The organism is Gillisia sp. Hel_I_29, from assembly GCF_000744275.1.
GTDB lineage: Bacteria > Bacteroidota > Bacteroidia > Flavobacteriales > Flavobacteriaceae > Gillisia.
In genome coordinates, this window is record NZ_JQLP01000001.1 from 369,274 (window position 1) to 383,785 (window position 14,512).

A 14,512-nucleotide genomic window follows, 5' to 3' on the forward strand; every position below is an offset into this window, starting at 1 on the left:
TATGATCAAGAAATTTATTGAACGTCCGGTACTCTCAACGGTTGTTTCTATTATTATTGTAATATTAGGAGTACTTGGGTTAACTACCCTACCTATTACCCAGTACCCTGATATTGCACCCCCAACCATTTCGGTAAGTACTGCTTACCCGGGTGCCAGTGCAGAGACTATCCTAGAAAGCGTTATTGTACCTATAGAAGAGCAAATTAACGGGGTGGAGGGAATGACCTATATTACCTCAACAGCTACTAATAATGGTACTGCCTCTATAACTGTCTATTTTGATCAGGATGTAGATCCAGACATTGCTGCGGTGAACGTCCAGAATCGTGTGGCTAGAGCAAATCCATTATTACCGGCAGAGGTAAAACAGAATGGTGTAACTACTCAGAAGCAACAAACCAGTGCTTTAATGTTCCTTTCATTTTATAGTACCAATCCAGATTACGATGATACTTTTATTCAGAATTATCTGAAAATTAATGTTATTCCGGAAATACAAAGGGTAAATGGGGTTGGAGATGTAAATGTGTTTGGTGGAAAAGATTATGCCATGAGAATATGGTTACAGCCAGATAAATTAAAGGCTTACAACCTAATGCCTTCTGATGTTACAGCTGCTTTAAGAGAACAAAGTTTGGAAGCTGCTGCAGGATCTTTAGGGGAAAACAATGGAGAGGCTTTCTCATATGTAATTAAATATAGCGGGAGATTTAAAACCGAAGATCAATACAGCAATATTGTTATTAAAGCTTTAGGAGATGGACAGTTTCTTAGACTGAAAGATGTAGCTGATATTGAGCTAGATGCACAATCTTACGACGGGGGTTCTTCTACTAATGGCTATCCTGCTGTAAATATGGGAATCTTTCAAACCAAAGGTTCTAATGCACAAGAGATCATTATTACCATTAAAGAACAATTAGCAGAATTAGAGAAAGAACTACCACCGGGTATCGAGATCTTTATTCCTTATGATACCAACAACTTCTTAAATGCCTCTATAGAGAAAGTGGTTAGTACGCTTTTTGAAGCATTCTTATTGGTATTCCTTGTAGTATTTATTTTCCTTCAAGATTTTAGATCTACATTAATTCCGGCAATCGCGGTTCCTGTATCTATTATTGGTACGTTCTTCTTTTTGAACCTCTTTGGATATTCTATTAACTTATTAACGCTATTTGCACTTGTACTGGCTATTGGTATTGTAGTAGATGATGCCATTGTTGTGGTAGAAGCAGTACATGCAAAAATAGATGAAGGCGCCAATGATGTAAAAAAAGCTACGGTAGGTGCCATGCATGAGATCTCCGGTGCTATTATATCTATTACATTGGTAATGGCTGCAGTATTTATTCCGGTAACCTTTATACAAGGGCCAACCGGTGTTTTCTATGAACAATTTGGTGTAACCTTAATTATAGCCATCATAATTTCTGCTGTGAATGCCTTAACCTTGAGTCCGGCACTATGTGCATTATTACTTAAACCTCACGATAAAAAACAGAAGGGAAGTGAGAAAAAGAACTTCCTTCAACGTTTTTACACTGCTTTTAACCGAGGATTTAATGCTACCATTCACAGATATGGACAATCATTAAGCTTTTTATATAAGAACAAATGGATTACTGCAGTGATACTTATTCTTGCTGTTGTAGGAATATGGTGGTCTGCTACAAACACTCCTACCGGATTTGTTCCAGATGAAGATCGAGGAATTATCTTTATGAACGTAGAACTTCCCGCTGGTGCCTCTATGGATAGAACCAATGAAGTGAATCAAAAACTCTATGAGAAAATATCACAACTCCCAGAAGTTAAAGGATCCTCAGTGATTAATGGTAGAAGTTTAATTAGTGGAGCTGGTAGTAACTACGGACTTGGTTTTATTAGATTGAATGACTGGGATGAGCGTAAAGAAGATAGCCAGTCTATTAAAGCAGTTACCGGTAAATTATTCGGAATAGCGGCTACCATACCAGAAGCAAACGTTATTTTCTTCTCCCCTCCTAGTATTCCAGGTTTCGGGAACTCGTCAGGATTTACTGTAAACTTGTTAGACAAATCTGGTTCTAGTTTTGAAGACCTTGATAAGGTGAATCAGGAATTCATACAAAAATTAACGGCAAGACCAGAAATACAATATGCTCAGTCTTCCTTCAACACACGTTATCCGCAATATGAGATTGAACTAAATGTACCAGTTGCCAAAAAATTTGGGGTGCCAATTAGTAGTATCTTCTCTACCTTACAAGGTTATATTGGAGGGGTATATGCCTCAGATTTCTCCAGATTTGGAAAACAATATCGTGTTTATGTACAGGCACTGCCGGAAGACAGAACTAAAAAAGAAGATTTAGACAAACTTTTTGTAAGAACAGAAAGTGGTGAAATGGCTCCTATTACAGAATTTATGACACTAAAACGTGTGTACGGACCTCAATCTGTAACTAGATTTAACCTTTTTAACTCTACTACCCTAACCGGAGCAGTTAACCCTGGGTTTAGTTCTGGAGATGCAATTACAGCTATAGAAGAAGTAGCGGCAACATTGCCAAGTAATTATAGTACTGCCTATTCTGGTCTAACAAGAGAAGAGGTTAATGCTGGTAACCAAACCACAACTATTTTTATTCTCTCTATAGTTTTTGTTTACTTTTTACTTGCTGCACAATATGAGAGCTATTTGTTACCACTTTCGGTATTGTTCTCTTTACCATTGGGAGTTTTTGGAGCTTATATTACTACAAAATTTGCGGGATTAGAAAACAACATCTATTTCCAGATCGCATTGATTATGCTAATTGGGCTACTTGCCAAGAATGCAATTCTTATTGTAGAGTTTGCAATACAGCGTAGGAAGAATGGTGAATCTATAGTAGATGCTGCTATAGATGGAGCAAAATCACGTCTAAGACCTATTTTAATGACATCTTTTGCCTTTATCTTGGGATTAATGCCGTTGGTGTTAGCTTCTGGAGTTGGAGCTGCTGGTAACCGTTCTATTGGTACTGGTGCCGTTGGTGGATTATTGATAGGTACACTTACAGGTGTGTTTGTAATACCAATATTATTTATGCTTTTCCAATGGTTACAGGAGAAAGTTGGAAAGAAACCAGAGCCAGAAACGATAGAGAATTAATAATCTGAACAAGAAATTATTTACAATGAAAATCTTATTTAAATCTAAATTCTTACTTCTTGGGATGGTTGCCCTAAGCTTGCAATCTTGTTTTGTTGCAAAAGAATATAAACGTCCTCAAGATGTAGCGCCTCCAAAAGATCTATATAGAACAGACGAGCTTCCTCAAGATAGTATTAATATGGCAGAAGTCTCCTGGAAAGAAATGTTTACAGACCCCGTATTAGAAACTTATATAGAAAAAGGGCTTCAAAACAATTTGGATGTACGTATAGCTATTCAGCAAATATTAGCTGCAGAGGCATACGTAAAGCAGGGAAAAGCCGGCTATCTACCAACCCTGAGTATTACAGGGCAGGTAACACATCAGGAATTATCTAACAACAGCCAGCTGGGTTCTTTTTTAAATGGAACGAATGATCAATATGAGATCTTGGGAAATCTTTCTTGGGAAGCTGATATCTGGGGAAAGATAAGAAGTAATAAAAGAGCTTTTGAAGCTTCCTATTTGCAAAGTGTTGCTGCTCACCAAGCGGTAAAAACTAGATTGATCTCCAATATTGCTACCAATTATTATCAGTTATTAGCTTTAGACGAGCAAAGGAGAATTACTGAAACTACTATAGAGAATAGACAAAAAGGTCTAGAAACTACTCAGGCTCTTAAAGAAGCTGGAAATGTTACAGAAGTTGGAGTAAAACAAACAGAAGCTCAACTCTACACTGCAAAAGCGATATTAATTGATATTAATAATGAGATTAGATTGTTAGAGAACTCTCTTTCAATATTACTAGGGGAAGCACCTCAAAATATCCAAAGGGGCGAGTTGGATGATCAGAAAATTACCACCAACATGGAAGTTGGAGTTCCAATGCAATTATTAAAGAATAGACCAGACCTAATTGCTGCAGAATATAATTTGATAAATGCTTTTGAGCTTACTAATGTAGCAAGAAGTAATTTCTATCCATCTCTAAGATTAACAGCCACAGGAGGTTTTCAAAGTATTGATATTGATAAGTTGTTTGATGTGAACTCTCTCTTTGCAACCCTAGTAGGATCTTTAACTGAACCTATTTTTAATGGAAGAAAAATTAGAACTCAGTATGAGGTTGCACAATCTCAAAAGGAGCAAGCAGCCTTAAATTTTGAAAAGTCTTTACTTACTGCAGGGAAAGAAGTTTCAGATGCTTTATATAATTATAAAGCAAATACAGATAAGATAGATGTAAAGTCTATGGAATTTAGAGCATATTCTGATGCTACTGGTTATTCTGAAGAGTTATTGAAAAATGGATATGCTAATTATCTAGAAGTATTAACTGCTAGAGAAAATGCATTAAATTCACAATTGGATCTTGTAAACGCCAGATTCAATCAGTTAAAAGCAGTGGTAGATCTTTACAGAGCCCTTGGTGGTGGATGGAGGTAAGATTTTTGTATGTTTATAGTTGAAAAACCGGCCCAAAAGTATTCTTGGACCGGTTTTTTATTTAATATAACACATCATCATAATCTGATGTTCGTTCTAAATATTTCTTTGCAAACGGACACGAAGGCCTTATCTTTAGATCATTTTTCCTAGCATATGCAACCCCTTCTACAATTAATTTCTTTCCAACTCCTTTGCCTTCAAAACTGCTATAAACTTCTGTATGGTCTATAGTAATGCAATGATCATCATACCATTTATAGGTCATTAATCCTGCTTTTTCTTCATCAGAAAATGCCTCAAATTGCCCTTTTTTATCTCCATTAAAATGTTTGATCTCCATAACTTATTTTATTAATTCAGTTTTCCTCCTTTTGCCGTCCACCAAGGGTGAACTTCTACTTTAAGTCTTCCAGCCTTTACCATAGGATCTAGATTGGCAAGACTATCTGCCTCCTTCAAGGTTCTGGTATTATACACTACAATTCCTCGAATATCTCCATCATCCTCAAAAGGCCCTAGTAAACTTGCATAACCTTCTTCTGTCATTCTGCTTAAATGTGAAAGATGTTGCCTTTGTAATTTAGTAGCTTCTGTAGAATCTTGAGATCTTGAATTTCCGCTTTTCAGAAAAACTATGAAATATTGTTGCATTAAAAATGTAGTATCTCCTTCACTATATATAAAGGTTTGATAACCTTCTTGCTTTAATTTATCTGCTTGTTTATGAATATCTACAGATATAATTTTATTCTTTTGAAGTTCTTGGGCATAAGGACTTTCCGTATCAGACTCATTATTCTTGCAGGAAATAAGTAATACGGAGCCAAGTGTTAATAACAGTAGTCTTTTCATATCTTTTAAGTTTTACCAATGTAAATATGGATGTTTAGAAAGATAGGAATTGTAATATTTATTATTTCCTGTTACCTCTTCTCCTAGCCAGTTCGGTTTGGTGAAATTCTCGTTCTCAGAATTAAGCTCTATTTCTGCTAAGAGCAAACCTTCATTTTCGCCATAAAATACATCTACCTCAAAAGTATGTCCATCTACATCTACCAAAAATCGAGATTTATCAATAATTCCCGGTTCGCAAAGAATTAATAGCGATTCTGCTTCAGAAATTTCTATCTGCTTTTCCCATTCAAATCTAGACATTCCATTTTCCGAAGATTTCCCTTTCACGGTAATAAAAGCTTCTTGATCTCGAACTCGTATTCTTGTAGTTCGCTCTACATCAGAATTTAAATATCCTTGTTTTATTCTTGAACTATTAAATGCTAAAGCTTTAAAAGCTAAAGATCTCACGAGGAATTTTCTTTCTATTTCTAACATTTACATCATAAATTTGAATTATTTATTACTGATTTCAATAATCTCATCAGATTCTAAAACTTGCTTATCAAAACCATTATTGGCAACCCATTTCATGGCATCTGCAATTTGATCTGGATGAATAGATCTATATTTCTTTAAGCCTCCAATCATAAAAACGTTTAATACCGACATAGCTTTTTTTGCGACGTTTTCCCAAAATCGACTTTCATCTCTATCTCCAGAAATTAGTGAAGGTTGGAAAATATAAGTATTCGGAACCTTTTGAGCAAGCACTTCCTCCTGCATTTCCCCTTTCACCTTATTATAAAAAACACTACTATTGGCATCTGCTCCTAGAGCAGAAATTACCAAATAGGTATTGATATTATTAAGTTTACTAAGTTTTGCAGCCGCTACAGGTATACCTTTATCTATCTTTTTATAGGTTTGCTTATCTGGAGTCTTACCTTTAGTTGTTCCAATGCATACATAAACCTCATCTGCCTTAAAATTCTCTTGCTCTTTCTCCAACTCGAACATATCTATTAAATGTTCTTCAATTTTTGGGTCAGAATTCTCTACAGAACTTCGAGAAAATAATTTAATAGTTCCATAGGTAGGATCTTTTAATAATTTTTTAAGTAGAATACCTCCGGTAAGACCGGTAGCTCCTATAATGATAGCTGTCTTTTTCATCCTTTTATGTGTCTTTCTCAAAGATAAGATTTTGAAAGGTTTTTTAACATGATCATTCCCTGGTTTCTAATCGGCCTTAAGACTTTAATACTGTAGATTCGTTAAATTTGCGCTGTGAAAGAAGGTTTACACCATAGAAAGATCATACATGTAGATATGGATGCATTTTACGCTTCTGTAGAACAGTTGGATAATCCTGAACTTGTGGGCAAACCAATAGCTGTTGGAGGAAGTGCAGAACGTGGTGTTGTAGCAGCAGCCAGTTATGAAGCTAGAAAATTTGGCGTGCGCAGTGCTATGAGCAGTATTATAGCCAAACGCAACTGCCCAGACCTTATTTTTGTGAAGCCAAGGTTTGAGCGCTACAAAGAAGTTTCCACTCAAATTAGAGAGATCTTTTTAGAATACACAGATCTGGTAGAACCGCTGTCTTTAGATGAAGCGTATTTAGATGTTACCGAGAATAAAAAAGGAAATCCGAGTGCCACACTTATTGCAAAAGAAATTCGGGCTAAGATCAAAGAAAAAACAGGTTTAAACGCTTCTGCTGGGATATCAATCAATAAATTCATTGCTAAGATCGCCAGCGATCATAATAAACCAAATGGACAGAAAACGGTACATCCGGAAGAGATCGAGGAGTTTTTGGAAAAATTACAGATCAGGAAATTTCATGGTGTAGGTAAGGTAACTGCAGAGAAAATGTATCAGTTTGGTATCTTCAACGGATTTGATCTTAAGCAAAAATCTGAAGAATTTCTAACAGAGCACTTTGGAAAGAGTGGAGCTCATTATTATAAAGTGGTGAGAGGAATTCATTTAAGCGAAGTAAAACCAGATAGAATAAGAAAATCTTTAGGCGCAGAAAGAACTTTCGACACCAATATTTCTTCAGAAATATTTATGCTAGAAAGGCTGCAGAACATTTCCGAAGAGATTGAAAAAAGATTAAAAAAAGGAAAAGTTGCAGGCAAGACGGTCACATTAAAGATCAAATACAGTGATTTTAGTCAGCAAACAAGAAGTAAAACCTTATCTTATTTTATTTCTGATAAGGACTTAATTCTCGAAACCGCCAAAGAACTTCTCTATCAGGAAAAGATGAAAGAGTCTGTACGTTTATTAGGAATTACTTTGTCTAATTTAAACACGGGGAAAGATGAAGAAAAATGCAACAATAAAGAAATAGCGGTACAGTTAAAATTTGAATTTTAGAAATAAAATATTTCAGTTTAATTCTGAAAAAATAAAACCACGAATACACGAATTTAATTTTATTCATGCATTCGTGGCTTTAATATTTTAATTGCTTTTAGTTAATTACTAAAACGTCTCGGCTCCGCTCGACGTAACAATTATTTATAGTTATTCAATTTCTGAAACACGAAGGGTATTTACCATTCCACGATCTGTAATTGGCATTGCAGCAAGGTTGATGAGGAAATCTCCTTTAGCTACATATTTATTTTTACGTGCAATTTCATTTATATCGTCTATAGTTTCATCTGTGCTCACAAACTTGTCGTAATAAAAAGCTTTAACCCCCCATAACAGACTAAGTTGAGAAAGAATTCTTCTATTAGACGTAAATACCAAAATATTAGATTCTGGTCTCCATGCAGAGATCTGGAAAGCGGTATATCCACTATTTGTTAAAGTACAAATAGCTTTAGCCTTGATCTCATTGGCCATAATAGCAGCATGATAACAAATTGCTTTAGTAATATATCTTTTGGTACGTACATGTGGTGGATCATGAGGAACTTTAATTAAAGGAGAGTTCTCAACACTTTGAATGATCTGAGACATCTTCTCTATTACCTGTACTGGATATTTCCCTACAGAAGTCTCACCACTTAACATCACAGCATCTGCACCATCCATTACAGAGTTTGCAACGTCATTCACCTCTGCTCTTGTTGGAGTAAGGCTAGTGATCATGGTCTCCATCATTTGGGTTGCAATAATAACCGGAATTCTAGCTTTTTTAGCGATAAGCACCAATTGCTTTTGAATTAATGGAACTTCCTGAGCAGGAATTTCAACACCTAGATCTCCACGAGCTACCATTAAACCATCGCAATAAGCAACGATCTTATCTATATTCTTAACACCTTCCGGTTTTTCAATTTTTGATATGATCGGAATTTTATGATCACTGTGTTCACTGATCAATTTTTGTAATTCCATAAGATCTTCAGCATGTCTTACAAAAGAGAGAGCGATCCAATCTACTTCCAGCTCACATGCAAAAATAGCATCCTTAACATCTTTCTCTGTTAAGGCAGGAAGTGAAATATTGGTATTTGGAAGGTTAACCCCTTTCTTAGATTTTAAAGGACCTCCTTGAATAACCTTGGTTACAACTTCATCTTTTTTATTGGTACTAACAATTTCAAAGATCAATTTTCCATCATCTAACAAAATTCTTTCCCCTTTCTTCACATCTTGCGGAAAGGTTTCATAATTCATATAAACTCTTTCTGCTGTTCCTTTAAATGGTTTTCCGGTAGCAAATACAATGTTATCTCCAGGATTAACTATTACTTCCTCCTTCATTACCCCTACTCTTAGTTTTGGGCCTTGAAGATCTCCTAGAATGGCTGCAGAATAACCAAATTCTTCATTTAATTCACGAATCATCTTAACACGCTCTCGCACATCTTCATAATCTGCGTGGGAAAAATTGATTCTAAACACATTAACTCCCGCCTCAAGCATATCTTTTAATACAGATTTCTCACTAGTAGCAGGGCCTAAAGTGGCTACAATCTTTGTTCTTTTGTTTGTTGGCATTAGTCTAAAATTAAATTGTTCTTTGATTTTAGTTGATTGATATCAACCATATATGTTGTGATAACTTGTGGTATAAAAGCTATCTTATTTATAATGCTTTGCTCCTCTCCTTCTGTATCATCTTCTATCTTCAAAAAATAATCTACTTCCTTATATTCAGGTATTAGATACGTAATTTGAGATGACATGTCTTCTTCAATAAATAATGAGCCAGAACTTACAACTTTCTTAATCGAGCCTTTAAATTTATTCTTTATAAGATAATAGCTGCGGTAATTTTCTGGTTCTTTAAAATCGAAAAGTGGATAGAGTGCCTGAATTTCTCCATGATTAAAATCTAGATCGAAATGGGAGCGTTTCAAGCGAAGGTCTAAATGCTTATTTAAAAAATAAGCCATTTTATACTCTTCCATAGAACTATGAATAGCCACTAATTGATAATAATCTATATCATCAAACTCCAATTTGTGAGATAACATACTTCTAATCTTTAAAGCTAAAGATATAATAAGATTGCCAAATTCTAAAGATTAGCGGGTATATTTTAGGATATTTCTACGAAAACGTTGTAGCTCAGAAGGAATTATTAATTGATCTCAATTTTATTCTGAAGTGCGTAATAAGCGCGTTTCGAGGCCTTTTCTTCTGCTTTTTTCTTAGAAGTGGCTCTAGCTTTTGCAACCACTCTTTCATCTATCCTCAGTTTTACCGCAAAATGTTTAACCTCATCATTTCCGGTATCGTCATAAACTTCAAAGTTGAAGGTTTTTTTAGTCTTTTGACACCACTCAATTAAAAGGCTTTTATAACTTATTACTTTTCCTTCCAACTGCTCTATATCTACATAAGGATTGATAACCCTATCGTAAATAAATTTCTTGCAATATTTATAACCTTTGTCACCGTAAATAGCACCTATTAACGCTTCAAACAGATTCCCATGAATATTGGCACCAAATTGTTCTTTAGGAATGTTGGTTTGAACAAAATCTATAAGATTAAGATCTTTTCCAAGTTCATTTAAATGCTTTCTACTAACGATCTTAGAACGCATTTTGGTAAGATATCCTTCATTCCCTCCAGGAACGGTTTTAAACAAATAGGCTGCTATTACAGCACTAAGCATAGCATCTCCAAGGAATTCCATTCGTTCAAAATTTACCGCATTCCCTTCCTGATCTTTTTGATTTAAAGAGCGGTGGGTAAAGGCTTTTTTGTAATGACCAATATTCTTAGGTTTAAAACCCAGAATTTTCTGAATAGCCATAAAAAAATTCCCGTCTTTAGAAGAACGGGAATTTAATATGTTTCGAATAACACTCATAACAATTGGGTTATTCATCTAACTTTTTAAATAGTACACAGGCGTTATGACCACCAAATCCAAATGTATTGCTCATCACTACTTTCACATCGCGTTTTTGCGCTTTGTTAAGAGTAAGATTTAATTCCGGATCAATATTTTCATCTGCGTGCTCAAAATTAATGGTTGGAGGAACAATTCCGTGTTTCATAGCTAAAATAGCTGAAACCGCTTCAATACCCCCAGCTGCACCTAGAAGGTGTCCAGTCATGGACTTTGTAGAATTTATATTAATATTCTTGGCGTGTTCTCCAAATACTTTTGAGATAGCTTTTAATTCTGCTACATCTCCAAGTGGAGTAGAAGTTCCATGAGTATTAATATGATCTACATCTTCTGGTTTTAAACCAGCGTTTTGCAAACAACTTTCCATCACCGCAATAACACCTAAACCTTCTGGATGTGGTGCCGTCATATGATAAGCATCAGATGAAAGTCCACCTCCAACAAATTCAGCATAGATCTTTGCGCCACGGGCTTTTGCATGCTCATATTCTTCAAGAATAAGAGCTCCGGCTCCTTCCCCTAGAACAAAACCATCTCTGGTAGCGTCAAAAGGTCTGGAAGCTGTTTCCGGGCTTTCATTTCTTGTAGATAGTGCGTGCATGGAATTAAATCCACCCATACCTGCTTTCGTAACCGCTGCTTCAGATCCACCTGTTACAATAACATCACTATATCCCAAGCGAATATTATTTAAGGCATCAAACATAGCATTGGCTGCAGAAGCACATGCAGAAACCGTAGTGTAATTTGCCCCCATAAACCCATGACGAATAGAAATATTGCCAGGGGCAATATCTGCGATCATCTTAGGAATAAAGAACGGATTGAATCTTGGCGTTCCATCACCTTCAGAAAAGTTAATAACTTCATCTTGAAAAGTTTCTAGTCCACCAATTCCAGCTCCCCAAATCACTCCAACACGATGTTTGTTAACAACATCCAGATCTATTCCAGAATCTTTGATAGCCTCATCTGAAGCTACAATAGCATACTGTGCAAATCTGTCTAGTTTTCGGGCTTCTTTACGGTCAAAGAAATCTAGTGCATTAAAATTTTTGAGCTCACAAGCGAATTTAGTTTTGAATTTTTCGGTATCAAAATAGGTGATAGGGGCGCTTCCGCTTTTACCAGACACTAGTGCATTCCAATATTCTTCAACATTGTTTCCAATAGGTGTCAGGGCTCCTAAGCCTGTAACTACAACTCGCTTTAACTCCATATAGTACTATTCTTTTTTATTTTGCTTTTTCGATATAAGAAATTGCTTGACCAACTGTGGCAATGTTCTCAGCTTGGTCATCTGGAATTTGGATATCAAATTCTTTTTCGAATTCCATAATTAGTTCCACAGTGTCTAATGAATCAGCGCCCAAGTCGTTGGTGAAGCTGGCTTCGTTAACAACTTCATTCTCGTCAACTCCCAATTTGTCAACGATAATCGCTTTTACTCTTGATGCAATGTCTGACATAATATTCTATTTTAATTTTGATTAAGTGGCAAAAATAAAAAACTTTATTTTAAAACCGGTTTTTACTTTAAAAATGTGTCGGTAATTTACGGAAATTTCATTTAAACCCTTTATTTTTACCTTTAATAATTGTTAATACAAGAGGTTTGAATTCACCACAGCATAGAGTATCAAAGAAGATCGTTGTTTTTGCATCGGGTTCTGGCACCAATACAGAAAATATAATAAAATATTTCCAAAAATCAGATTTAGGCAATGTTGTGGCTGTTTTTTCCAATAAACGTAGCGCAAAGGTGCTAAAAAGAGCGCACGATCTAAACGTAAAAGCACTTTATTTTGATAAACATGCGTTTGTAGACACCAATGAAGTATTAAATGTACTAAAAGATATTAATCCAGATCTTATAGTTCTCGCTGGTTTTTTATGGCTTTTCCCTAATAAGATCCTGAGACATTTTCCAAATAAGGTTATTAACATCCATCCTGCCCTGCTACCAAAATTTGGCGGAAAGGGAATGTTTGGAGACAGAGTACATGCTGCAGTAATTGCAGAGAAAGAAAAAGAAACCGGTATTACTATACATTATGTAAATGAAAAATATGATGAAGGTGAAATTATCTTTCAGAGCACTATTCCTGTAGAAGCACATTATAAAGTGACAGATATAGCCTCCAAAATACATCAATTAGAATATCAACACTTCCCAGAAGTTATCCAGAAACTTTTAGAATCTAAATAATTTGAATCAACCACAAGTACACATTTACACCGATGGTGCCGCTAGAGGAAATCCAGGACCCGGAGGATATGGCGTTGTAATGGAATGGGTAGGAAAACCTTACCGGAAGGAATTCGCTCAAGGCTTTAAGCATACTACTAATAATAGAATGGAATTGCTGGCCGTAATAGAAGCACTCAAAAAATTAAAAAATCCCGGTACAGAAGTCCTGGTTTTTACAGATTCTAAATACGTTGTAGATTCTGTAAAGAAAGGCTGGGTATTTAGCTGGGAGAAAAAAAAGTTCAAAGAAAGAAAGAATACAGATCTTTGGAAAAAATTCTTGGTGGAATACAGAAAGCAGAAAGTAGATTTTAAGTGGATTAAAGGACATAATAATCATCTTCAAAATGAGCGTTGTGACTTTCTAGCTGTAACAGCTTCTAAACAACCCAGACTCCTATTAGATGAAGGTTTTACAGAGAGTTAAAAAGTATTAAATCATTCTTCTAAATTTCTAAAATTGCCCAACGCCTTGAAAAACAAAGCGTATATTTGCGGCATAATTTCAAACACAATTATGAGTAAATTATTGATAGTAGGTACGGTAGCCTTCGATGCAATTGAAACCCCATTTGGAAAAACCGATAAGATTTTAGGTGGTGCAGCCACTTATATTGGGTTATCATCGGCACAATTTGATGTAGACAATGCTATAGTTTCTGTAGTAGGAGATGATTTTCCTCAGGAGCATTTAGATCTGTTAACTTCTAACGGAATTAACATTGATGGTCTTGAAGTTGTAAAAGGAGGAAAAACTTTTTTCTGGAGCGGTAAATATCATAATGATCTTAATACCCGCGATACTTTAGATACACAATTAAATGTATTGGCAGATTTTAATCCGGTTGTTCCTCAAGCATATAAAGATGCAGAGATCATAATGTTAGGGAATTTACACCCTTTGGTACAATTAAGTGTACTGGAACAGGTGGAGAATCCAAAACTGGTAGTTTTAGACACTATGAATTTCTGGATGGACAATGCCTGGGATGATCTTATGAATGTCATAGCTAAGGTAGATGTAATTACTATTAATGATGAAGAAGCTCGCCAGCTAACTAACGAACATTCTTTAGTTAAAGCTGCAAGAAAGATCGAGAAATTAGGGCCAAAATATGTAGTGATCAAAAAAGGTGAACATGGAGCATTGCTGTTCCATAAAGATCAAATCTTTTTTGCCCCTGCCCTTCCTTTAGAAGAGGTATTTGATCCAACAGGTGCCGGAGACACTTTTGCAGGTGGATTTACCGGTTATTTGGCAAAAACAGAGGACCTTTCTTTTGAAAATTTAAAGAACGCTGTAATTTATGGTTCTGGAATGGCCTCCTTCTGTGTAGAGAAATTTGGAACAGAAAGAATGATAGAATTAAAACAGGATGAAATTCAAGAACGCTTAAAAGAGTTTAAGAGCTTAACCCAGTTTGATATAGAATTAACGCCAACTAAAGCCCTGTAATTTCGGGGCTTTTTTTGTGACAAATATTTTTTAACCCTTGCAAACCGAAAGGT

The 14,512-nt window shown here is 35.5% G+C and carries 15 protein-coding genes; 6 read left to right on the plus strand and 9 right to left on the minus strand.

The genetic code is table 11. The annotated features are described in order from the left end of the window. The first annotated feature begins 1 nt into the window (after position 1). Positions 2 to 3,142, plus strand: a complete 3,141-nt coding sequence (locus P163_RS01735; RefSeq protein ID WP_034887047.1) for an efflux RND transporter permease subunit — start codon at positions 2 to 4, stop codon at positions 3,140 to 3,142. 25 nt (positions 3,143 to 3,167) lie between these two features. Further along, positions 3,168 to 4,574: an efflux transporter outer membrane subunit gene (locus tag P163_RS01740; RefSeq protein WP_034887048.1), complete on the plus strand. Its 1,407-nt coding sequence runs from the start codon at positions 3,168 to 3,170 to the stop codon at positions 4,572 to 4,574. Between the two features lie 61 nt (positions 4,575 to 4,635). On the opposite strand, the gene P163_RS01745 is transcribed toward P163_RS01740, so the two are convergent. From P163_RS01745 to P163_RS01760, 4 genes are read right to left on the minus strand one after another with little or no spacing between them, the layout of a single operon-like run. Next, positions 4,636 to 4,917 carry a GNAT family N-acetyltransferase gene (locus tag P163_RS01745; protein WP_034887049.1) on the minus strand — a complete coding sequence of 94 codons (282 nt, stop codon included), beginning with the start codon at positions 4,915 to 4,917 and terminating at the stop codon, positions 4,636 to 4,638. Positions 4,918 to 4,928: 11 nt separating this feature from the next. Continuing rightward, positions 4,929 to 5,429 carry a YciI family protein gene (locus tag P163_RS01750; protein ID WP_034887050.1) on the minus strand — a complete coding sequence of 167 codons (501 nt, stop codon included), beginning with the start codon at positions 5,427 to 5,429 and terminating at the stop codon, positions 4,929 to 4,931. Between the two features lie 12 nt (positions 5,430 to 5,441). Then, positions 5,442 to 5,909, minus strand: coding sequence for a CYTH domain-containing protein (locus P163_RS01755; protein WP_034887051.1), 468 nt, complete (start codon positions 5,907 to 5,909; stop codon positions 5,442 to 5,444). An 18-nt stretch (positions 5,910 to 5,927) separates the two neighbouring features. Continuing rightward, positions 5,928 to 6,587 (minus strand): nucleoside-diphosphate sugar epimerase, encoded by a 660-nt coding sequence (locus P163_RS01760; RefSeq protein WP_034887052.1) that lies wholly within the window; start codon positions 6,585 to 6,587, stop codon positions 5,928 to 5,930. A gap of 114 nt (positions 6,588 to 6,701) precedes the next feature. Between P163_RS01760 and dinB the strand changes: the two genes are divergently transcribed. Next, the gene (gene dinB / locus P163_RS01765; RefSeq protein WP_034887053.1) at positions 6,702 to 7,802 is read left to right on the plus strand and encodes a DNA polymerase IV; all 1,101 of its coding nucleotides are present in this window, start codon (positions 6,702 to 6,704) and stop codon (positions 7,800 to 7,802) included. A 150-nt stretch (positions 7,803 to 7,952) separates the two neighbouring features. Here dinB and pyk read toward each other — a convergent pair whose 3' ends face one another. From pyk to P163_RS01790, 5 genes are all read right to left on the minus strand, one after another. Then, positions 7,953 to 9,383, minus strand: a complete 1,431-nt coding sequence (gene pyk / locus P163_RS01770; protein ID WP_034887054.1) for a pyruvate kinase — start codon at positions 9,381 to 9,383, stop codon at positions 7,953 to 7,955. Beyond that, positions 9,383 to 9,862: an IPExxxVDY family protein gene (locus tag P163_RS01775; RefSeq protein ID WP_034887055.1), complete on the minus strand. Its 480-nt coding sequence runs from the start codon at positions 9,860 to 9,862 to the stop codon at positions 9,383 to 9,385. Before P163_RS01775 ends, pyk begins: the two co-directional genes overlap by 1 nt. 107 nt (positions 9,863 to 9,969) lie before the next feature. Then, positions 9,970 to 10,707, minus strand: a complete 738-nt coding sequence (rnc, locus tag P163_RS01780) for a ribonuclease III (RefSeq protein ID WP_034887724.1) — start codon at positions 10,705 to 10,707, stop codon at positions 9,970 to 9,972. A 10-nt stretch (positions 10,708 to 10,717) separates the two neighbouring features. Beyond that, positions 10,718 to 11,971 (minus strand): beta-ketoacyl-ACP synthase II, encoded by a 1,254-nt coding sequence (gene fabF / locus P163_RS01785; protein ID WP_034887056.1) that lies wholly within the window; start codon positions 11,969 to 11,971, stop codon positions 10,718 to 10,720. A 16-nt stretch (positions 11,972 to 11,987) separates the two neighbouring features. Next, entirely contained in the window at positions 11,988 to 12,221 is a 234-nt protein-coding gene (locus P163_RS01790; RefSeq protein ID WP_034887057.1) for an acyl carrier protein, read from the minus strand. Positions 12,222 to 12,367: 146 nt separating this feature from the next. Here P163_RS01790 and P163_RS01795 point away from each other — a divergent pair, with 146 nt between their 5' ends. The 3 genes from P163_RS01795 (at position 12,368) to P163_RS01805 (ending at position 14,459) form a co-directional block, all read left to right on the plus strand. After that, the gene (locus P163_RS01795; protein WP_034887058.1) at positions 12,368 to 12,961 is read left to right on the plus strand and encodes a phosphoribosylglycinamide formyltransferase; all 594 of its coding nucleotides are present in this window, start codon (positions 12,368 to 12,370) and stop codon (positions 12,959 to 12,961) included. Between the two features lies 1 nt (position 12,962). Further along, positions 12,963 to 13,430 carry a ribonuclease HI gene (gene rnhA / locus P163_RS01800; protein ID WP_034887059.1) on the plus strand — a complete coding sequence of 156 codons (468 nt, stop codon included), beginning with the start codon at positions 12,963 to 12,965 and terminating at the stop codon, positions 13,428 to 13,430. A gap of 90 nt (positions 13,431 to 13,520) precedes the next feature. Further along, positions 13,521 to 14,459 (plus strand): PfkB family carbohydrate kinase, encoded by a 939-nt coding sequence (locus P163_RS01805; RefSeq protein WP_034887060.1) that lies wholly within the window; start codon positions 13,521 to 13,523, stop codon positions 14,457 to 14,459. The last annotated feature ends 53 nt before the right edge of the window (positions 14,460 to 14,512 follow it).